At 75.4% G+C, this 19,904-nt stretch carries 16 protein-coding genes; 10 read left to right on the forward strand and 6 right to left on the reverse strand.

Annotation, left to right across the window (positions count from 1 at the left end; all coding sequences use genetic code 11):
• Positions 1-676, reverse strand: a 676-nt coding sequence (locus tag ADK60_RS35620; RefSeq protein WP_286185323.1) for a phosphoribosyltransferase, incomplete at its 3' end; no start/stop codon positions are given.
• A gap of 295 nt (positions 677-971) precedes the next feature.
• On the opposite strand from ADK60_RS35620, the gene ADK60_RS35625 reads away from it, so the two are divergent.
• From ADK60_RS35625 to ADK60_RS45300, 5 genes are all read left to right on the forward strand, one after another.
• The gene (locus ADK60_RS35625; RefSeq protein ID WP_053651000.1) at positions 972-2,096 is read left to right on the forward strand and encodes a 3-dehydroquinate synthase family protein; all 1,125 of its coding nucleotides are present in this window, start codon (positions 972-974) and stop codon (positions 2,094-2,096) included.
• A gap of 179 nt (positions 2,097-2,275) precedes the next feature.
• Positions 2,276-3,502 carry a dehydroquinate synthase/iron-containing alcohol dehydrogenase family protein gene (locus ADK60_RS35630; protein WP_107094804.1) on the forward strand — a complete coding sequence of 409 codons (1,227 nt, stop codon included), beginning with the start codon at positions 2,276-2,278 and terminating at the stop codon, positions 3,500-3,502.
• Positions 3,499-4,062: a hypothetical protein gene (locus ADK60_RS35635; protein WP_053651002.1), complete on the forward strand. Its 564-nt coding sequence runs from the start codon at positions 3,499-3,501 to the stop codon at positions 4,060-4,062. The genes ADK60_RS35630 and ADK60_RS35635 overlap by 4 nt, the downstream gene beginning before the upstream one ends.
• Positions 4,059-4,469, forward strand: a complete 411-nt coding sequence (locus ADK60_RS35640; protein WP_053651003.1) for a pirin family protein — start codon at positions 4,059-4,061, stop codon at positions 4,467-4,469. Before ADK60_RS35635 ends, ADK60_RS35640 begins: the two co-directional genes overlap by 4 nt.
• Positions 4,470-4,702: 233 nt before the next feature.
• Positions 4,703-4,879 carry a hypothetical protein gene (locus ADK60_RS45300; RefSeq protein ID WP_159400713.1) on the forward strand — a complete coding sequence of 59 codons (177 nt, stop codon included), beginning with the start codon at positions 4,703-4,705 and terminating at the stop codon, positions 4,877-4,879.
• A 107-nt stretch (positions 4,880-4,986) separates the two neighbouring features.
• On the opposite strand, the gene ADK60_RS35645 is transcribed toward ADK60_RS45300, so the two are convergent.
• Positions 4,987-7,293: a GAF domain-containing sensor histidine kinase gene (locus ADK60_RS35645; protein WP_053651004.1), complete on the reverse strand. Its 2,307-nt coding sequence runs from the start codon at positions 7,291-7,293 to the stop codon at positions 4,987-4,989.
• A 256-nt stretch (positions 7,294-7,549) separates the two neighbouring features.
• Between ADK60_RS35645 and ADK60_RS35650 the strand changes: the two genes are divergently transcribed.
• From ADK60_RS35650 to ADK60_RS35660, 3 genes are all read left to right on the forward strand, one after another.
• A complete protein-coding gene (locus tag ADK60_RS35650; protein WP_045941505.1) occupies positions 7,550-8,191 on the forward strand; it encodes a response regulator in 642 nt (213 codons plus the stop codon).
• A gap of 170 nt (positions 8,192-8,361) precedes the next feature.
• Positions 8,362-10,647 carry a sensor histidine kinase gene (locus tag ADK60_RS35655; RefSeq protein WP_053651005.1) on the forward strand — a complete coding sequence of 762 codons (2,286 nt, stop codon included), beginning with the start codon at positions 8,362-8,364 and terminating at the stop codon, positions 10,645-10,647.
• A 165-nt stretch (positions 10,648-10,812) separates the two neighbouring features.
• Positions 10,813-12,162, forward strand: coding sequence for a M28 family metallopeptidase (locus ADK60_RS35660; RefSeq protein ID WP_053651006.1), 1,350 nt, complete (start codon positions 10,813-10,815; stop codon positions 12,160-12,162).
• A gap of 86 nt (positions 12,163-12,248) precedes the next feature.
• Here ADK60_RS35660 and ADK60_RS35665 read toward each other — a convergent pair whose 3' ends face one another.
• Entirely contained in the window at positions 12,249-13,949 is a 1,701-nt protein-coding gene (locus ADK60_RS35665; RefSeq protein WP_053651007.1) for an acyl-CoA dehydrogenase family protein, read from the reverse strand.
• Positions 13,950-14,028: 79 nt separating this feature from the next.
• A complete protein-coding gene (locus ADK60_RS35670) occupies positions 14,029-14,637 on the reverse strand; it encodes a PadR family transcriptional regulator (protein WP_053651008.1) in 609 nt (202 codons plus the stop codon).
• A 201-nt stretch (positions 14,638-14,838) separates the two neighbouring features.
• Here ADK60_RS35670 and ADK60_RS35675 point away from each other — a divergent pair, with 201 nt between their 5' ends.
• A complete protein-coding gene (locus tag ADK60_RS35675) occupies positions 14,839-15,309 on the forward strand; it encodes an SPW repeat protein (protein WP_234326073.1) in 471 nt (156 codons plus the stop codon).
• 85 nt (positions 15,310-15,394) lie between these two features.
• Here the strand turns inward: ADK60_RS35675 and ADK60_RS35680 are convergent, their stop codons facing one another.
• Entirely contained in the window at positions 15,395-16,786 is a 1,392-nt protein-coding gene (locus ADK60_RS35680) for a class II fumarate hydratase (protein WP_053651009.1), read from the reverse strand.
• A 199-nt stretch (positions 16,787-16,985) separates the two neighbouring features.
• A complete protein-coding gene (locus ADK60_RS35685; RefSeq protein ID WP_199839828.1) occupies positions 16,986-17,714 on the reverse strand; it encodes a carbon-nitrogen hydrolase family protein in 729 nt (242 codons plus the stop codon).
• A 240-nt stretch (positions 17,715-17,954) separates the two neighbouring features.
• Between ADK60_RS35685 and ADK60_RS35690 the strand changes: the two genes are divergently transcribed.
• Entirely contained in the window at positions 17,955-19,868 is a 1,914-nt protein-coding gene (locus tag ADK60_RS35690) for a cholesterol oxidase substrate-binding domain-containing protein (RefSeq protein ID WP_079008970.1), read from the forward strand.
• Positions 19,869-19,904: the final 36 nt, after the last annotated feature.

A 19,904-nucleotide genomic window follows, 5' to 3' on the forward strand; every position in this document is an offset into this window, starting at 1 on the left:
CGGGGTCGGGGCCGTCGGGGACGGACCTGCCTCCGGCCTCGGCGAGCCGGCGCAGCACCTCGGCGTCCCCGGTCTGCGAGAAGTCGGCGTAGAACTCGCCGATCGCGAAGAACGGCGAGGGCGTACCGACACAGACCAGCTCGTCCGCGACATCGCCCAGCCGCTCCGTCCAGTCCTCCGGCGCCACCGGCACGGCGAGCACCACCCGCCGGGCGCCGCGCGCCCGCACGATCAGGCAGGCGGCCCGCGCGGTCGAACCGGTGGCCACGCCGTCGTCGACCACGACCACCGTCCGCCCGCGCAGGTCGACCGGCGGCCGGTCGCCCCGGTAGCGGCGGGCCCGGCGTTCCAGCTCCGCCCGTTCGCGGGCCTCCACGGCGGCCAGCTGCCCCGGGGTGACCCGCGCGGGCCGCAGCACCTGCTCGTTGAGCACCCGCACCCCGTCCTCGCCGATCGCGCCCATCCCCAGCTCCGGCTGGTGGGGGAGGCCCAGCTTGCGGATGACGCAGATGTCCAGTGGCGCGGCGAGCGCGGCGGCCACCTCGGCGGCCACCGGCACCCCGCCGCGCGGCAGGGCGACCACCACGGTGCCGGGGCCGCGCAGGTGGGTGAGCCGGGCGGCCAGTCGGTGGCCGGCGTCGGTGCGGTCGGTGAAGTGGGTGCGGGTGGCGGGCATGGGTGCGGCCTCTCCGTTCCACCGTACGTCGCCGGGGCGACCGTCGGACCGCGGCGGCCCGGACCGCGGCGGCCCGGGCCGCGGTCCGGACCGGACTTCGGGGGGCGCGGTCCCGCGCCGGGTCGGGACGCGGATGGGGCCGTCCACCCGTGCGTCCGGGACGGCGGGCGCGGCACCGTGGGGGACAGCGACCCGGCGGGCCCGTCCCTCGCCCGCCGGGCCGTCCCTCCGCGCCCACCCGCGTCCGTCCTGCGCCGTCCCGTCCCGCTCGAATCCCGCTCGAAGGAGCCGACCCGTGAACGTCCCCCGAACCCAGGACAGCCCCGCCCCCCTGGCTTGTCCCCCCGCCCCGGCCGTCGCCCCCGGGGACCCCGTCCGACCGGGGCTCCGCTTCGTGCCCGGCCTGCTGGATCCGGGCAACCCGGCGCTCGCCCTGGCCGGCGGTCCGCCCGGGCGCCGGCTCGTCGTGGTCGACGCCCGGGTGCACGAACTGCACGGCCACCGGCTCCACCACTACCTGGACGCCCGGGGCGTCGACCACGAGACGCTGGTGCTGCCCGGCCACGAACAGGTGAAGACCATGGACGCGGTGTTCCAGGTCGCCGACCGGATGGACTCCTTCGGGATCCCCCGCCGGGGCGCGCCGGTGCTGGCGGTCGGCGGCGGCGTGCTCGCCGAGGTCGTCGGGCTCGCCTGCACCCTCTACCGCCGTTCCACGCCGTTCGTGCGGGTCCCCACCACCCTGCACGGCCTGGTCGCCCACCGTCCCGAGGCCGAGACGCTGGTCGACCCGGCCTTCCTGGTCACCCTGGGGCGCCGCCATGTCGCCAGCGGCCTCGCCGAGGTCCTCAAGCTCGCGCTGATCGCGGACGCGGAGCTGTTCGGGCTGCTGGAGCGGCGCGGCCGGGACCTGCTCGACACCCGGTTCCAGGCCGCCGGCATCGGCGCCGCCGTGCTCGCGCGCGTCGTCGACGCAACGGCGTTCGAGGGGCGCGCTGTCGCCGGGGCGGACGGCCGGGAGCGCCTGCGGCACTACGGGCACACGTTCAGCCCGACGGTGGAGACGCGCGCGCTGCCGGAGCTGCTGCACGGCGAGGCGGTCTGCGTCGACATGGCGCTGACCACGGCGGTCGCCCGGCGGCGCGGCCTGGTCGGCGCGGAGCAGGCCGAACGGATCCTCCGGCTGATGCGACGGCTCGAACTGCCGGTCTGGCACCCGCTGCTGGAGTCGATCGCGCTCGCCGAGGCACTCGCCGACACCGTTCGGCGACGCGACGGACGGCGGTGGCTGCCGCTGCCGTCCGGGATCGGCGCGGGGGTGCTCGTCGACGACCTGGGCGGGCGCGAACTCGTCGGCGCGGCAGGGTGGTTGCGCGCCTGGTCGGCGGTGGCGGCCGCAGGGCCGACGCTCGACGGCTGACAGCTTCGACCGCCCCGCCCGGCTCGCCGCCGCGCCCGGACGTCCCGGACGTCCCACCCGGACGTCCCACCCGGACGTCCCACCCGGTGGGCAGGGCCCGGACGGGCCCCGGGGCTCAGGCGCCCGGGGCGACGGGCGCGACACGCTGGGCCTCCGACCCCGAACGGGAGGAGGCCCCCATGCGTCGCAGTGCACGGTTGGACCGGCGGATCCAGGCCGGTGCCGCGCACCTCACCCTCACGGTTCGCGGCGGCGAGCACTCCTGGGGCGAACTCGGCGCGCGGATCGCCGAGTTCGAGGCCCGGCGGTTCGTCCTCGTCACCGACGGCACCGCGCCCCCGGGCCAGCTGGCCCGCGTCCGCGCGCTCGCCGAGGCCCGGGCGTCCACCGTCCTGCACGAGCTCCGCGCGCGCCCGCTCCCCGGCGACCCGGCCACCGGCGGCGGGACGGAGGCCGACGCCCTCCCCGACGGCACGGTGATCGCGGTCGGAGGCGAACGCGCCTGTGCGGTCCCGGCCGCCGTCCGGGTGCCGACCGATCTCGCCGCCGCCTGCGGTCCCGCCCTCACCCTGCACCGTCCGGTCCCGGCCGCCCTGGCCTGGGTCCGGTCCGACCTGCTCGCCGCCCGGCCCGCCGCGCGGACCCGGGCCGGGCTCGTCGCCGTCGTCCGGCACGTGCTCGCCGTCTGCCCGGCCCACTACCCGGCGCTCGCGGGCCTGCTCACGCCCGGGGCCCGCCACGACGCGCGGACCCTGACCGCACTGCTCGCCCTGTGCGCCGACGCCCGGTCCGCCCTGGTCTGCTTCGACCCGGACGAGACCGGCCCCGCACTCGCCCTCGGCTACGGCCGCAGCCTCGCCGCCGCCGCGCGGGCGGTCCTCGGCCCTGCACTCGCGCCCGGCGACGCCGACGCCCTGGGCCTGTTGCTCGCCGCCGCGGTGGCGGCCCGGCTCGGCCTGGCCGACCGCCCGACCGGCCGGGCCCACCGGGACCTGCTCGTGCGGAACGGCTCCGCGACCGCCCTGCCCGCCGGAGCGGACCTCGACCGGCTCGCCGCCGCTGCCGTCGCCGCCACCCGGCCCGGCCTGCTGCTCCTCGCCGACCTGGGACGCCCGTACTGCGCCGACGGGCGGCTGCTGACCCCGGTGGACGGCCCGGTCCTGCGGGCCGCCGTGGGCGAGCTGGCTGCCCGGACCGACCGGGCCGACCGGGTCACCGTTCCGCACAGCCGGGTCGCCGGCACCGGCCCGACCGCACCCCCGAACCGGGGGGACGAGCGCCCGGCCGCCGGCCGGGAACAGGACGGGACCGGGTCCCCGTGCGGCCGGGACGGCAGGCGCAGCACCGTGGAGATCAGAAGCGGCCCAGCAGGGACCGCAGCTCAGCAGAAGGAGTTCCCGTCATGACGGGCACCGTCATCACCGACCTCCGCCGCCGCGGCGCCGTCGACCCCAGCCGGGTGCTGACCGGACCGCTCCGCGCCGTCGGACTGCAGTGGCTCGACCCGGGTCGCAGCGTCGAGGTCGCCGCCGAGGGCGTCGAACGCGCCCTCTACATCACGGCCGGCTCGGGCATCGCGACGGTGCCCGGGGCCGAGGCCGACGCGTCGACGGTCGCCGACTCCGGACTCCCGCTGGTCGAGGGCACCGCCCTGACCCTGCCGCTCGGCGCGCGCACCGTGCTCACGGCCGGTACTGCCGGGCTCGAGTACTTCCACGCGATCCTCGCCGTCACCGGCCGCCCGGGCGGCGCCACCGCCCACCCGGCGGCCGAGCGTCCGGTCACCGAGCAGTCCGTCACCGAGCGTCCGGTCACCGAGCAGTCCGTCACCGAGCGTCCGGTCACCGAGCGCCCGAGTACCGAGCAGCCGGTCACCGAGCACCCGGCCACCGACGACGGCGCGGCCGCCGACACCCCCGACCGTCCCGAGACCCCTCCGAGCCCCAAGGGAGGCGAGGCACGATGATCGTCACCACCGCCACGGCCTCGGCCACCGTCATCCTCGGCCCGAACGGCGAACGCGTCCGCGTCCGCTGCCTGGCGCGCCGGTCCATGCTCACCAGCGCCTGCGAGACCTTCGACCACCTGCGGCTCAGCCCTGGCGCGCACCACGCGCTGCCGGGGCGGCCGGACGGCGAGACCGTCCTGTTCGTGGTGCGCGGCTCGCTGCTCGTCGGCCGGACCGCCGACGAGCCGGACCACCTGGCCGTCGACGGCGACCTGCTGCTGGCGACCCGGGGCTGTTCGCTGCGGCTGGAGGCCGGCCCGCTCGGCGCCGAGGTGCTCTGCCTCGCGCTGGACGCGCCGCGCCGCACCACCGCGACCAGGAGCTCCCTGGCCCGGCGCCGCGCCGAACGGCGCAGCCGGCCGTGACCGGTCCCGCCGCCGCCCCGCCGCCCGACCACTCCGCCGCCCGACCACCCCGTTTCCCGGCCACCGGCCCCCGCCACCCCGGCGGGGGCCGGTGGTTCGTGCCCGCGGACCCGTCCTGGGACCGGAACAGGACGGCAGGCCCATGTGCCCGGGGCGGGCCGCCGACCAGAGTGGAGGGCGGAGCGGTCGATCGGTCGGACCGCTCGAAGAGCAAGAAGTCTGGAGCACCACTCATGGCAACGAACACGATAACGAGGACGTTCGGCGTCGCGTCCGTAGTCGTCGGCATCGCCACAGCCACCGTGGTCATCAGGAGCGCCGTCGGCGCGCTGGCCAAGGCGGCGCCCGCCGACGGGACCAAGACCACCGAGCGCCGTTGCAAGCCGGGCGAGAAGGACTGCAAGAACTGACCCCGTCCGAACCCTCCGACCCGGCACCACCTCCGTCCCCCGTGCCCCCCGCGCCTCACCGCGCGGGGGGCACGGGCGTGTCGGCAGGACCACGCCCGTCGGAGCGTTCAGGCGCCGGGCCGGGGGCTTCGGGAGGGGTGACGGGGGAGGACGGCGAGCACCCGGGTGCCGTTGGTGGGGAGGCGGCCGACGGTGCAGCGGCCGCCGATCTCGGCCGCACGGTCCGACATCGACCGCAGCCCGACCCCGTCGGCCTGGCCCGGGTCCGCCGGGCCGGCGTCGGTGCGGCCGGTGTCAGTGGGGCCGGTGTCGGTGGGACCGGTGTCGACGGGGCCCGGGTACTCGTCGGGTGCCTGGGGGTCGCCGAGGCCGATCCCGTCGTCCTGGACGGTCAGGACGAGGTTCGCCTCGTCCACCCGGAGGGCCACCTCGGCGTGCCGGGCGCGGGCGTGCCGGAGCACGTTGTTCAGCGCCTCGGCGGTGATCCGGTACGCGGCCACCTCGACGGCGGCCGGCAGTTCCGGCAGCGGGTCAGGCCGCAGGGCGGTGCTGACGGCGAGGCCGTCGCTGCTGAACGTGGCCGCCAGGTGCTCGATGGCCCGGGTGAGGCCGAACTCGCCGAGCGGTGCGGGCCCGAGCCGGTCCGTGATCCGCCGTACCTCCTTGATCGTCAGCGCCAGGTCGCCGGAGATCCCTTGCAGGGTCAGGGCCAGCGCGTCAGCGCCCTTCCCGGAGCCGCCCTTCCCGGAGGTGGCCTTCCCGGAGCCGCCGTCCCCGGAGGTGGCCTTCCCGGAGCTGCCCTTCCCGGAGGCCGAGGAGGCAGAGGCGGCCGAGGCGGCCGAGGCCGCGTTGTCGACCCGCAGCCGCAGGCCCGCCAGCGCCGGCCCGAGCCCGTCGTGGATGTCCCGGCGCAGCCACCGCCGCTCCTCCTCCCGCGCCGCGACGATCTGTTCCCGGCTGGCCTGGAGGTCCTCCTGGAGCCGCAGCGAGGCGACGGCCGGCGAGGCCTGGTCCGCCAGCGAGCGCAGGATGTCGACGTCGCTGGGGTCGAGCCGCTCCTCGCCCGCCCGCAGTCCGACGGTCAGCTCCCCGATCGTCGTGCCGTGGTGGACCAGCGCGAAGCCCTGGACCGGCCCGTCCAGCCGCCCCACCGCGGCCAGCGGGCGACGCCCGGCCCGGGTGGTGACGGCCAGCGCCACACCCGGCAGCCGCAGTTCCTCGGCGACGGTGCCGCAGAGCGCGGACGGCAGCCGCTCCGGGTCGACGACCTGCCGGACCTGCCCGGCCAGGGTGCGGAGCACCTGGTAGGGCTGGGCGCGTTCGCCGTAGTAGAGCCGGTCCACGAGGCGCACCGCCCGCCGGGCGGCCCGGGGCAGGCCCGCGCCCAGGGCGAGGAGCAGGGCGATCAGCAGCAGGGCGGCGCCGCCGCGGCCGGGCACCAGCCAGCCCGAGAGCACCGCCGCGCAGACCACGAACACCACGGTGAGCCCGGCGGCGAGCAGCAGGCCGCTGAGCACGGACCGGGCGGCCCGGTCCAGCCGCCACCCGCCGTCGCGCACCACCAGGAACGCCACCGCGACCGCCCAGACCGCGCCCGCCGCCGTGAACAGCGAGTAGCTCAGCCAGTACTCGTACTGGAACCGCCGGGTGTAGTAGTCCTGCAGGCCGGCCCAGAGCAGATAGGCGCCGAGCATGCCGGCCAGGTGGGCGCGGTGGCGGGGCGCGGTCCGGCGGAGCAGCCGGACCAGCAGCACGGTGGCCGCGATGCCGATCAGCAGGTAGTTCACCGGGTCGTAGAGGCGGTCGAGCTGGTCGGACACGGAGCCGAAGGCGTTCGCCACGGCGCTGTCGGCGAGCGGGTTGGGGTGGCCGAACACGGTCGCGCGGTCCAGGAAGGACATGGTGTCCGGGAGCACCCAGAGGGTGACGGCGCCGATGTACCACCACCACCTGCGGGTGGTGAGCCGTCCGGCCGGTAGCCAGAGCGGCAGTACGTAGAACAGCGTCTGGCTGACCGTGTCGCACACCGCGCGCACCACGGCGGCCGCGCCGACGAGCCCGGGGTCGGAGACCTCCACCCAGACGGGTGCGGCGGCCGCGCTCGGCAGCATCGACGTCAGTGCGTAGACGAGCATCACCCAACCGAGTGGATTTCCCGGACGGTGGGCGTGCAGCAGCATGCCCGCGGCGGCGGTGGGCAGCGCGTAGACCAGGATGGCGAGCTGGTCCCGGGGGGCCTCCACCCCGGGCGCGTCGAGGTGGACCAGCACGTAGCAGACCCAGAGGGCGGCGACCGCCAGGCAGAGCACGGTGAGCGCCGCGGCCCCCGTGAGCCGGCGCTGGGCGGGCGTCCGGCGCGGCGGGGCCCCGGCGGGCGTACGCGGCAGGGGCGGGAGTGGGGTCACCGTGGTCATGGCACCGCCTAGGGACGGATGAGGGCGGGGTCCGCCGGGGCCGGTCGCCGGGTCGGGCGCGTTCCCACCAGTCTCGGCCGCCCGTCGTCCCGGGCGCATGGGGCAGCGGTCTCGTTCGGCCCGGCCGCCCGGCAGTTCGGTCACCGAAAGTCACACCGGCATCGCTGGTAGTGTCGGCCAGGTGGATGAAGAGCAGCCCGCCGAAGACCCCCGGGCCGGGGGACCGCAACCGGACGGGGAGCCGTCGGCCGCACCCGTGCGGGTCCTGATCGTCGACGACCACCCGCTGTTCCGGGAGGGGCTGCGGGCCGCCCTGGAGAGCGCCGAGGGGATCGTCGTCGTCGCCGAGGCCGAGCGCGTGGGCGACGTGCCGGAGGCGGTCGCCCGCCACCGTCCGGACATGGTCGTGATGGACCTCTCCCTGCCGGACGGCTCCGGGCTGGAGGCCACCCGCCGGCTCTCCGCCGACCGGCCGGCCCCGCCGGTGCTGATGCTCACCATGGCGGACGACGACGGGAGCCTGCTCGCCGCGCTCCAGGCGGGGGCCCGCGGCTACCTGGTGAAGGGCGCGGGCCGGGAGGAGGTGCTGCACGCGGTGCGGACGGTCGCGGCCGGTGGCGCGGTGTTCGGCGCGGACGTGGCCGAGCGGATCACCACCCTGCTCGCCGGTGCGCGGGTGCGCGAGGCCGGGCAGCTCTTCCCGGCGCTCACCGCCCGCGAGGCGGAGGTCCTCGACCTGGTGGCCCGGGGGCTGGACAACCGCCGGATCGCCCGCGAGCTGGTGGTCGCGGAGAAGACGGTGCGCAACCACGTCACCCACATCTTCGAGAAGCTGCACGTCGCCACCCGGGCGGAGGCCGTGGCCCGGGCCCGGGACATGGGCCTCGGCGACAGCTGACCCGCCGCCGCTCCTCCGGCCGCCCGGCGGGCGGGGCGGGGCGGGCGGCCCGCCGACGACCGTGCCCGGGTCCGGCCGACCGTGCCCGGGTGCGACCGGGACCGGGACCGGACCGCCGTCCCGCGCCCCCGGGACGCCAGGACACCGAGGATGCGGGAGAGGAGGCTCTCATGAGCGAACCGGCCGCGACCTCGGCCAGCACCGGGACCGGGCACAGTGCCGCACCCACGGCGTCCGCCGCACCCCACGGGCCGGCGGCCGCAGCGGCGCACCCGCCGGCCCCCCGGCCGGACCGCCCGGCCGCGCCACCCCGGCGGAGCGGCCTCACCCCGGCCGTCTGGGCCTGTGCGGCGACCCTGCTCAGCGGATTCGGCTGGGTACTGCTCGCCGTCACCCACCAGGACGCCGCCTGGGCCGTGCCGTTCTACCTCCACGACGGCGAGACCGTCCTGCTCGGCTTCGCGTTCGCGCTCTCCGGGCTGCTCATCCTCGCCCACCGCGCGGGACCGCGGGCCGACGAACCGGCGCCCGCCCCGGCCTCCGAGGGCGGCCCCGGCCCCGGCTCCGGCCCCGAGTCCGACCCCGCTCCGGCCGGGGCCCCGGCCGGCCGCAGCCTCGGCCGCTGCCTGCTGGCCGCCGGACTCGGCGGCTGCCTCTCCCGCTTCGCCCTCCTCGCCGGCGCCGCCGCCGACGCCGGACCGGCGGTGCAGGCCCTCGGCGCCGCACTGCTGCTCGCCTCCGTCACCCTGTTCATCTTCGTCTCCATGGCCCTGCCGCTCTGGCTGCCCGAGGGACGGCTGCCCGGCGGACCGGGCCGCGCGTTCGTCGCCGCCGTCGCCGTCTGGAGCGCGCTGCACGCCTGCGCCGTGCGGCTCGGCCGCGCGCTGCCGTACTTCGGCGACGTCCTCGTCCCGGACGGGAGCGGACTGCCGGTCGACGAATGGCACGCGACCCTGGTCGCCTGGGGCATCGTCGTCATCAGCCTGACCGTGGCCGCCGTCCGCTGGCGCCGCTCCGCGCGGCCGCACCGCAGCGTCACCGCCGTGCTGGTGCCGTACCTGGTGTGGCTGGTCACGACCAACATCGCGCTGCAGATCGGGAGTGCGGAGAGCGTCGCGGCGGTGGCCTACTTCGCCGGGTCGGCGCTGTGGATGCTCGGCGCGGTCGGCTACGCGTTCACCCGCGACCGCTCCCGCTACCTCGACCGGGCGACCCGCCGGATGCTCAGCGTCCTCGCGCTGATCGCCCTGCTGATCGCCGGCTACCTCGGCATCGCCCTGCTGCTGCGCCGCGCCCTGCCGACGGCCAGCAACGCGGGCGCGCAGCTGCTGGCGGCCGGGGCGCTGGCCATCGGCGGACTGCTGGGACCCACCACCCGCTGGGTCGTGCGGGCCGTCGACCGCTTCTACTACGGCGACCGGGCCCGCCCCTACCAGGTGGTGCGGGCGCTCGCCGAGCGCCTGAGCCGCGCCGTCAGCCCGGCCGACGCCCCGCCGCTGCTGTGCGACACCGTGGTGGGCGCCCTCGGCCTGCCCGGCGCCCGGGTCGTCCTGCACACCCGCACCGGACCGCACGAACTCGCCTCCGTCGGCACCGTCGGCCCCGACAGCCAGGTGTTCCCGCTCAGTTACGAGGGCGCGGTGATCGGCGACCTCTACGCGCCGCCGCGGGCCGGGCAGCCGGAGCTGGACGCGCAGGACCACGAGGTGCTCCGCTTCCTCGCCGACCAGGCCGCGCCCGCGATCGCCTCGCTGCGCATGTACGAGGAACTGCAGCGCGGGCGGCGGCAGATCGTGCTCGCCCGGGAGGAGGAGCGCCGCCGGTTGCGGCACGACCTGCACGACGGGCTCGGGCCCACGCTCTCGGGGCTGCGGCTGGGTGTCGACACCGCCAGGGCCGCCGTGCCGGAGGGCTCCTCGGCGGCCCGCTCGCTGCGGGCGGTGTCGGCCGGGATCGGGCAGGCGATCGACGAACTGCGGCGGATCACGGAGGGGTTGGCCCCTGCCGCGCTGGCGGGGGAGGGGCTCGCGGTGGCGCTGCGGCGGCTGGTCGCGGAGCTGGACGGGCCGCGGGTCAGGATCGCACTGGTACTGGACCCGGACCCGCCGCCGGCGCTGGCGGCCGCGGTGGAGGTGGCGGTGCTGCGGATCAGCGGCGAGGCGCTGAACAACGTCCTGCGCCACTCGGCGGCGGGGCAGGCCCGGCTGACGCTGCGGGTGCGGCCGGAGGCGGTGGTGGTCGAGGTCTGGGACGACGGCCGGGGATTCCCCTCGGACCGGTCGGAGCCGGTCGACGCCGACGGGTCCCGTCGAGCCGGGTCGGGGCTGGGGCTCCGCTCGATGGCCGAGCGCGCCGAGGAGCTGGGCGGCCGCTTCGCGACCGGGAACCACGACGGCGGCGCCCTCGTCCGCGCGGAGCTTCCCCGCACCCCGGACCGCCCGACGGCGGACGGCTGACAACCGCCCTTCTGCCCACTGCCTCTTGACGGGGCCGAAGGTTCCCTCAATCATCATGGTCGCGTCAACTTTGCGATGCGGTCGGCCCCACACCCCCTCACTACCCCAACGCCGCCCGCGAAGTGGCGCGCTTCCGTTCTGCCCCATCAGATATCGGAGCCTCCATTGACCGAGCGCGCCCCGAGGCGATCCCGCCTGCGCCGATCCGCCCTGTCCGCCGCCGCCGTCGTCACCCTCGCGGCCGCCCTCCTGACCCCGGCCGCGGCCGCGTCCCCCGCGGCGCCGGCCCCCGTCGCCGCCCCGTCGGCGGCGGCCGCCGCCCCCGACATCCCGGTGGCCAACGTCAAGGCCCACCTGGCCCAACTCCAGTCGATAGCCACCGCCAACGGCGGCAACCGCGCCCACGGCCGGGCCGGCTACAAGGCCTCGATCGACTACGTGAAGGCCAAGCTGGACGCCGCGGGCTACACCACCACGCTGAAGACCTTCAGCTACAACGGCTCGACCGGCTACAACCTGATCGCCGACTGGCCCGGCGGCGACACCTCGCACGTCGTCATGGCCGGCGCCCACCTGGACTCCGTCACCGGCGGGCCGGGCATCAACGACAACGGCTCCGGCTCCGCCGGCATCCTGGAGACCGCGCTCGCCGTCTCCCGGGCCGGTCTCACGCCCTCCAAGCACCTGCGGTTCGGCTGGTGGGGCGCCGAGGAGTACGGCATGATCGGCTCCAAGAACTACGTCAACAGCCTGTCCAGCGCCGACCGTTCGAAGATCGACACCTACCTCAACTTCGACATGATCGGCTCGCCCAACCCGGGCTACTTCACCTACCGCTACGACAGCGCGCTCGACGCCCTGTTCCGCGACTACTTCGCCGGCCTCGGCATCAGCACCGAGCAGGACTTCGAGGGCGACGGCCGCTCCGACCACGCCCCGTTCCAGGACGCGGGCATCCGGGTCGGCGGCCTGTTCAGCGGCGCCGACTACACCAAGACCAGCGCCCAGGCCGCGAAGTGGGGCGGAACGGCGGGCCAGCCCTTCGACCGCTGCTACCACTCCTCCTGCGACACCACCGCCAACATCAACGACACCGCGCTGGACCGGATGAGCGACGCCGTCGCGTACGCGATCTGGACCCTCTCCGCCGGCAGCACCACCCCGCCCACCGGCACCGTCTTCGAGAACACCGCTGACGTGCAGATCCCGGACAACGGGGCGGCGGTCACCTCCGCCGTCACCGTGACCGGCCGGACCGGCAACGCGCCGGCCGCGCTCCAGGTCGGCGTGGACATCAAGCACAGCTACCGCGGAGACCTGGTCATCGACCTGGTCGCGCCCAACGGCACCGCCTTCCGCCTGAAGGGCTCCAGCGGCGACTCCGCGCCCGACGTGCAGACCACCTACACCGTGAACGCGTCCGCGGTGGCCGCCAACGGCACCTGGAAGCTCAAGGTCCAGGACGTCGCGGCGCAGGACACCGGCTACATCGACAGCTGGAAGCTCACCTTCTGAGGCTGACGACCCGCCGGAGAGACGGCCCCGGGGGCACCGGTCCGCCGACCGGCACCCCCGGGGTGCACCACGAGTGAGCGAGGTGGCTACTCGGCCATCTCGTAGGCGCCCGAGAGCGCCTCGACCATGCCCCACACCTTCGCCGTCCGGCCGCCGTCCGCGACCGGGCGGCGGACGTGCGCCAGCGCCCACGCCGCCTGCGCCTCGGTGGTGGAGGCCTTGCCGTGCAGCTCGGTGGCGTGCGCGGAGAAGTCCCGCACCAGCGCGTCGAAGACCTGGTCCAGCAGGTCCTGGTCCAGCCCGGTCAGCTCGGCCTGCTCCAGCACCAGCTGGCCGTAGACGATCAGCGCGAACAGCTGGCCGATCTCCAGCAGGAAGTCGAGGTCCGCCTGCTGCTCCGCGCTCGGCGCGTGCTCCAGCAGCAGCGCGCAGAAGCCGTCGGCCTGCTCGCGGAACCGGGCGACGTTCGGGAGGTGCGCGTGGGCGTCGTAGGCGGTCCGCCAGTCGTGGAAGCGGATCGCGCCGAGGCCCCGGGCCGGCCCCTGCCGGAACAGGAACTCGTCGTCGGCGGCGTCCCGGCGGGTCGGCACCGCGGGGTACTCGGCCGGGGCGAACAGGTAGTTGGCCATGAACTTGAGGATCAGCGCCAGGTTGACGTGGACGGTGCCCTCCAGCTTCGGCAGGCCCCGGATGTCCTTGGCGGCCTTGTCGAAGTAGGTGTCCGCCTCGAAGCCCTTGGCCGCGATGACGTCCCACATCAGGTCGATGACCTTCTCGCCCTCCGTGGTGACCTTCATCTTGGTCATCGGGTTGAAGAGCAGGTAGCGGCGGTCCTCGGGGGAGGCGGTGCGGAAGTAGTCCACCGAGCGGGCGGCGAAGAGCTTCATCGCCACCAGTCGCGCGTAGGCGTCGGTCAACTCGCGCCGCACGTGCGGGAAGTCGGTGACCTTCTTGCCGTAGAGCACCCGGTTGTGGGCGTGCGTCACGGCCTCGTACATCGCGTGCTCGCAGATGCCCACGGAGGCGGTGCAGAGGTTGAACTTGCCGACGTTGACGGTGTTCAGCGCGGCGTCGAAGGCGGCCTTGCCGGTGTGCAGCACGTCCTCGGCGCGGACCGGGTACGCCTCCAGCCGGAACTCGCTGACGTACATCTGGGCGTTCACGACGTTCTTGACCAGGTGGTACGCCTCGTGGCGGCTGTCGGCGGCGAAGAAGACGTAGCCCTCCGGCCCCTCGACGTCCGAGCGGCGGCCGAACACCGAGACCAGGCCGGCGACATTGCCGTTGCCGATGTAGTACTTGGAGCCGGTGGCGGTGAAGCCGCCCTCGCCGTCCGGGGTGAGGATCATGTCGGTCGAGTAGATGTCGGCGCCGTGGCTGCGCTCGGAGAGCCCGAACGCCATCACATGGCCCTCGGACAGGAGCTTGGCGGCCCGCGCCCGGACGGCCTCGTTCTCGCTCTGCCAGACCGGGCCGAGGCCCAGGATGGTGACCTGCCAGGTGTACCAGTAGCCGAGGCCGTAGAAGCCGAGGATCTCGTTCAGCTCGGCGATCCTGGCGGTGTCCCAGCGCTTGTCCGGGTCGGCCGCGGACGGCGTCAGGAACTCGGCGAACAGGCCTTCCTTGGCGGCGAATTCGAGGAAGTCGGCGTACCAGCTGCGATCGATGTAGGTGTCGATCAGCGCCTTCTTGCCGCGCGACTCGAACCAGTCGACGGTCGCGCGCAGCAGCCGGCGGGTCGGCTCGTCGAACTGCGCGGGGTCGTAGGAACGCGGGTTGAAGAGCATCGCGGGCTCCCGGGGGTCGAGGGTGGAGAGGTGGAGAGCTGAGGGTGTGGGTGGAGCGTGGCGCGCGGAGTACGCGGGGTCAGTCGGTGGGGGCGGCGGTGCCGGCGGTGCCGGCGGTGCCGGTGCCGGACGAGGGGGCGGCGGCGTCCGCGGCCAGCTCGCGCAGGGTGGCGAGCACGTCGTCCAGCCAGGCGAGCGTCATCCGCTCGTACTCGATCCCGCCGCGCAGCACCACGTGCTGGAGCCGCTGCCGGGCGTCGAGCGTGTCCGGCGCCGGGAAGTCGCGCCCCTCGCCGTAGAGGTAGTGGGCGAGCAGGGCGGCGTGGCCGTCCCGGTGCCGTTCGACCTCGGGGATCAGCGCGGCCGGGTCGTCGAAGGCCGCCGCGCGGATCCGCACGGCGAGCTCGTGGCGGACCGTCTCCGCCTCGACGGGCTCGCGCAGCCAGGCGGCGAGCGCGGTCCGGCCGGGCGCGGCCGCCGAGTACACCTTCTTGTCCGGCCGCCCGTCCTGGGCGACCTCCTCGACCGAGATCCAGCCGTCCGTCTCCATCCGCCGCAGCACCCGGTAGATCTGCTGGTGGGTGGCGGTCCAGAAGCGGCCGATGGACCGGTCGAAGCGCCGGGCCAGCTCGTAGCCGGAACCGGGCTGCTCCAGCAGCGAGACGAGGATCGCGTGCTCCAGTGCCATGAGCGGCATCCTGCTATGCAACGAGTTGCATACGCAATGGCGGCGGGCGGGGTTGAGACGGAGGTCACCCGTCGGACGGAAGGGGGCGGGCCGGCGGGCGGGCAGGGTAGCTTCCCCGGCGAAAAGGTGCAAAACGGTCCAACGGCGCCAGAATGGTACTGGGCTTGCGCCCCCATGTTCCAGACCTAGGAGGTGGTATCGGTGTCTACCCAGATTCCGATGGGCATGGAGCACCATCCGGACATCGTCGAACTCCGGGAGCACTACGAGCGGGTCACTCTGACCCCACGGGCCCAGGCCGTCGAGGCCCTGGCCGTCCTGGCCGGTCTGTTCCTGGCGGCCTCGCCATGGATCGTCGGCTTCACCGCTTTCAGCACGCTGACCGTCACCTGCCTGATCGTCGGCATCGCCTACTGCGTGCTGATGGCCGGCTACGGCTCGGCGTACGAGCGCACTCACGCACGGGCCTGGGCCGCGACCCTGCTCGGCGCGTGGACGTTCGTCTCGCCGTGGGTCGTCTCGGGTGAGGTGAACCGGGGCAAGAACATCGTGACCTGCATGATCGCGGGTGGCGTGATGTTCCTGCTGGGGCTCGCCGCCATCTCGATGGCCACCATGACGTCGAACGGAGCCGCGATGCGACTCGGCCGGGCGGGCCGAGCGAAGAGCTGACGTCCGACGGAAGCCCGACACCCGGGGCGCGGAACGGCGAGGCCGCCGTCCGCGCCCCGGGCGCGTGTCCCGGTGCCGGCCGCCGTTACGGCCGGGTCATCCGCAGGACGTCCAGCGCCTCGTCCAACTGCCCGAGCGTGAGCCGCCCCTGCTCGACGTACCCGCGCTCCAGGACCACCTGGCGGATCGTCTTCCGCTCCGCCAGCGCCTGCTTGGCGACCTTGGCCGCCTCCTCGTAGCCGATGTACCGGTTCAGCGGCGTGACCACCGAGGGCGAGGACTCCGCGTACTCCCGGGCCCGCTCGACGTTGGCGGTGATGCCGTCCACGGCCCGGTCGGCCAGCAGTCGGGCACTGTTGGCGAGCAGCCGGACCGACTCCAGGACGTTGCGGGCGATCACCGGCAGCATCACATTGAGCTCGAAGTTCCCGCTCGCCCCGGCCACCGTCACGGTGGCGTCGTTGCCGATCACCTGGGCGGAGACCATCAGCACCACCTCCGGCAGGACCGGGTTCACCTTGCCCGGCATGATCGAGGAGCCGGGCTGGAGGTCGGGGAGGTTCAGTTCGCCCAGGCCGGTGCGCGGGCCCGAGCCCATCCACCGCAGATCGTTCGCGATCTTCGTGAACCCGACGGCCACGGTGCGCAGCTGGCCGCTCAGCTCGACCAGGCCGTCCCGCGCGCCCTGCGCCTCGAAGTGGTCGCGGGCCTCGGTCAGCGGCAGCCCGGTGGCGCGCGCGACCTCCTCGATCACCGCCGCCGCGAAGCCGGGCGGGGTGTTGATGCCGGTGCCCACCGCGGTGCCGCCGAGCGGCAGTTCCGCGACCCGGGGCAGGGTGGCCAGCAGCCGCTCCCGCCCGTGCCGGACCTGCGCCGCGTAGCCGCCGAACTCCTGCCCCAGGGTGACCGGGGTGGCGTCCATCAGGTGCGTCCGGCCGGCCTTGACCACGCCCGCGAACTCCGCCGCCTTGCGCTCCAGCGCCTCGGCCAGGTGCTCCAGCGCGGGGATCAGGTCGTGGCTGACGGCGGCGGTGGCGGCGATGTGGATCGAGGACGGGAACACGTCGTTGGACGACTGGCTGGCGTTGACGTGGTCGTTGGGGTGGACCGGCCGGCCGAGGCGCTCGCCGGCCAGGGTGGCGATCACCTCGTTGGCGTTCATGTTGGACGAGGTGCCCGAGCCGGTCTGGAACACGTCGACCGGGAACTCCCCGTCCCACCGGCCCGTCGCGACCTCCTCGGCGGCGGACACGATCGCCCCGGCGGTCTCCTCGTCCAGGACGCCCAGCCTGGCGTTGACCCGCGCGGCGGCGGCCTTGATCCGCGCCAGCGCGGCGATGTGCGCCGGCTCCAGGCGCTGGCCGGACACCGGGAAGTTCTCCACCGCGCGCTGCGTCTGCGCCTGCCACTTCGCCGCGGCCGGCACCCGCACCTCGCCCATCGAGTCGTGCTCGATCCGGTACTGCTCGTCACCCATCGTGCGCTGCACCTCCTGAACGGTCCCGGTCGGACCGGGGGCCGGGGACCCCTGCGGATCCAGGGTCCCCGCTCCGGCCGGGTTCGGCTTCCGCTGACCACAGCCGCGCGCCGGCCCGGGGTATTTCCGGGCCGGCGCGCGCCCGCGGGTCCGGACACCGACGTGTCCGGACCCGACGCTGATGACTACCCGCTGATGACTACCCCAGGACGGCGGTCACCACCTCGCCCGTCCCGGTGCCCGCCTTGGCGACCTCGCTGCCGTCCGGGGCCCAGACGCCCGAGCCGCCCGAGCTGGCGGCGAACTCGCCGCTCGGCCCGGCGGCCGTCGCCAGCACCACCCAGACGCCGTTGTCCGCCGCCCGCGCCGGGTAGCGGGCCGCCTTGGTGGCCAGCGCCTCCGGGCCCGCCCCGTACAGGGTGGAGGCGACGTACGCCTCGGCGCCGAGCCCGACCAGCCGCTCGGCGTGCCCGGGGTCGGCGGCGTCGGCGCAGATCGCCAGGCCCAGCCGCCAGCCGTCCAGCTCCAGCAGGGCGGGCCGCTCGGCGGCGGCGAAGCGCTCGGGCTCGTTCCCGTAGAGGTTCGTCTTGCGGCAGGCGACCGCGGCGCCCTCGCCGGTGACGGCGATGGTGGCGATGAAGTCGCGGCCGTCGGGGTCGGTCACCGGCGCGCCGACCAGGGCGGTGGCGCCGGTCGCGGCGCAGGCGGCGACCAGCGGCGCGAGGCGCTCGTCGGACGGGTCGACCGAGGGCGCGGCGAGGTCGTAGCCGGTGAGGGAGAGCTCGGGGAAGACCACCAGCCGGGCGGCGCCGGCCTCCCGGACGGCGGCGGCGTGGCGCTCGACGTTGACCGCGACGGTGTCGGGCCGGCCCGGTTCGGCGCAGGCGGGCTGGGCGACGGCGACGGTCAGGGGCGCGGGCGCGGGCACGGTGGGGCCTCCGGAGAAGATCGGGGACGGCAGCAGCTCGGGAACGGCAAAAGCGGGGACGGAAGAAGGTCGGGCGACGACGATCACGATCAACCTATGAGCCCACCGGGAAATCCGGCAAGGTTCATTCCTTCGAGTGAAGATCACGAGCCGTGGCGGGGCACCCCGGCGGCTGCTTCGTACGCTCACCCGGAATCGGGGGAGACACCGGACGAAAGTCCACCGGACACAGGGGCGGGCATGACGGCAGCACCGGACCACCAGCACCATCGGCACCACGACGGACAGGGCCCGGAGGACCGCGCCGCCCCCGACCCGGCGCCCGGGGAGCCGGGCGACCGCAGCCTCAGCCGCCGCCGTCTCCTCGGCCTCTCCGCCGCGCTCGGCACCACCGGCTGGCTGGTGAGCGGCACCGTCGGACCGGACAGCGCCCGGGCCGCCGCCCCCGTCCCGCCCGACCTGCCCGCCGGCACCGAACTGTTCCAGCGCGTCTACCGGAACTGGTCCGGCGAGGTCGGCACCGACCAGCTCTGGACCTGCACCCCGCGCACCCCCGAGGAGGTCCCGGCGCTCGCCGACTGGGCCCGCGCCCACGGCTGGCGCCTGCGCGCCCAGGGCCACCGGCACACCTGGGCACCGCTCACCGTCGCCGACGGGACCCCCGAGTCGGCCCGGGTGCTGCTGCTCGACACCACCCGCCACCTCACCGCCGTCACCGCCGACTCGCCCACCACCGTCCGCGCCCAGACCGGCGCCACCATGGAGGCACTGCTCGCCCACCTGGCCGACCGCGGCCTCGGCCTCACCGCCGTCCCCGCCCCCGGCGAACTGACCGTCGGCGGCGTGCTCGCGATCGGCGGCCACGGCACCGCCGTCCCCGCCGCCGGCGAAGCCCGCGCCGACGGACACGGCTACGGCTCGGTCAGCAACCAGGTGACCCGGCTGACCGCCGTCGTCCTCGACCCGGCCACCGACCGCTACACCCTGCGGACCTTCGACCGGTCCGAGGCGGACAGCGCCGCCTTCCTGGTCCACCTCGGCCGGGCGTTCGTCACCGAGGTGGTGCTCCGGGCCGGCGCCGACCGCCCGCTGCGCTGCGTCAGCCGGCTGGACATCCCGGCCACCGAGCTCTTCGCCCGCCCCGGCACCACGGCCGGGCTCGGCGGCCTCTCCCGCCCGCGCACCTTCGCCGACTTCGTCGACCGCGACGGCCGGGCCGAGGCGATCTGGTTCGCCTACACCGACCGGCCGTGGCTGAAGACCTGGAGCATCGCCCCGAACCGCCCGTTCGGCTCCCGCGCCGTCGACGAGCCCTACAACTACCCCTTCTCGGACTCGATTCCGGAACCGGTCGCCCGGCTGGCCGGCCAACTCGTCGCCGGAGCCTGGGGATCCGCCCCGCTGTTCGGCCAACTCCAGTACCTGATCGCCAAGATCGGACTCACCGGCGACCTCACCGATGTCCTGCTCTCCGGCGGGCTGATCCGCGACCTGCTCACCGGCGAGGTGCTCACCCACCTGCTCGCCGGCGGCCTGCACTCCGACCTCTGGGGCCCCTCCCGCACCCTGCTCCAGTACGTCCGCCCGACCACCCTGCGGGTCACGGCGAACGGCTACGCGATCCTCGCCCGGCGCGCCGACCTCCAGTGGGTGGTGGCCGAATTCGCCGACCTGTACCGGCGGCTGCTCGACGACTACCGGTCCCGCGGCGAGTTCCCGGTGAACGGCGCGGTGGAGATCCGGGTCACCGGCACGGACGACCCGGCGTGGTCCGGGGTGCCCGGCGCCCGGCCGCCGCTGCTCTCCGCGCTGCGCCCGCGCCCCGACCGGCCCGAGTGGGACACCGCGGTCTGGCTCGACGTGCTCGCCTTCCCCGGCACGCCCGGGCTGCACCGCTTCGCCCGGGACCTCGAACAGGCCCTGCTGCGCTCCTTCGACGGCACCCGGGCCGGTCTGCGCGTCGAGTGGTCCAAGGGCTGGGCCTACACCGAGGACGCCGCCTGGGCCGACCCGGACATGCTGGACCGGGTCGTTCCCGCCAGCCACCGCGCCGGCGGCGGGGCCGGCTGGGACGAGGCGGTCACCGTCCTGGACCGCCACGACCCGCACCGGGTGTTCGGCAACCCGTTCCTGGACCGGCTGTTGAAGCTCTAGCCCCGGTCGACCGGCCGGTGCGCAGGCCCGCCGGGC

Origin of the sequence: Streptomyces sp. XY431, from assembly GCF_001279805.1 — a bacterium.
In the GTDB taxonomy this organism is placed as follows: Bacteria; Actinomycetota; Actinomycetes; order Streptomycetales; family Streptomycetaceae; genus Kitasatospora; species Kitasatospora purpeofusca.

Coding starts and splice junctions, on each gene's coding strand:
- ADK60_RS35630 (WP_107094804.1), top strand. CDS start 2,276: ATGCGTCGCAGTGCACGGTTGGACCGGCGGATCCAGGCCGGTGCCGCG.
- ADK60_RS35635 (WP_053651002.1), top strand. CDS start 3,499: ATGACGGGCACCGTCATCACCGACCTCCGCCGCCGCGGCGCCGTCGAC.
- ADK60_RS35640 (WP_053651003.1), top strand. CDS start 4,059: ATGATCGTCACCACCGCCACGGCCTCGGCCACCGTCATCCTCGGCCCG.
- ADK60_RS45300 (WP_159400713.1), top strand. CDS start 4,703: ATGGCAACGAACACGATAACGAGGACGTTCGGCGTCGCGTCCGTAGTC.
- ADK60_RS35645 (WP_053651004.1), bottom strand. CDS start 7,293: ATGACCACGGTGACCCCACTCCCGCCCCTGCCGCGTACGCCCGCCGGG.
- ADK60_RS35655 (WP_053651005.1), top strand. CDS start 8,362: ATGAGCGAACCGGCCGCGACCTCGGCCAGCACCGGGACCGGGCACAGT.
- ADK60_RS35665 (WP_053651007.1), bottom strand. CDS start 13,949: ATGCTCTTCAACCCGCGTTCCTACGACCCCGCGCAGTTCGACGAGCCG.
- ADK60_RS35670 (WP_053651008.1), bottom strand. CDS start 14,637: ATGGCACTGGAGCACGCGATCCTCGTCTCGCTGCTGGAGCAGCCCGGT.
- ADK60_RS35680 (WP_053651009.1), bottom strand. CDS start 16,786: ATGGGTGACGAGCAGTACCGGATCGAGCACGACTCGATGGGCGAGGTG.
- ADK60_RS35690 (WP_079008970.1), top strand. CDS start 17,955: ATGACGGCAGCACCGGACCACCAGCACCATCGGCACCACGACGGACAG.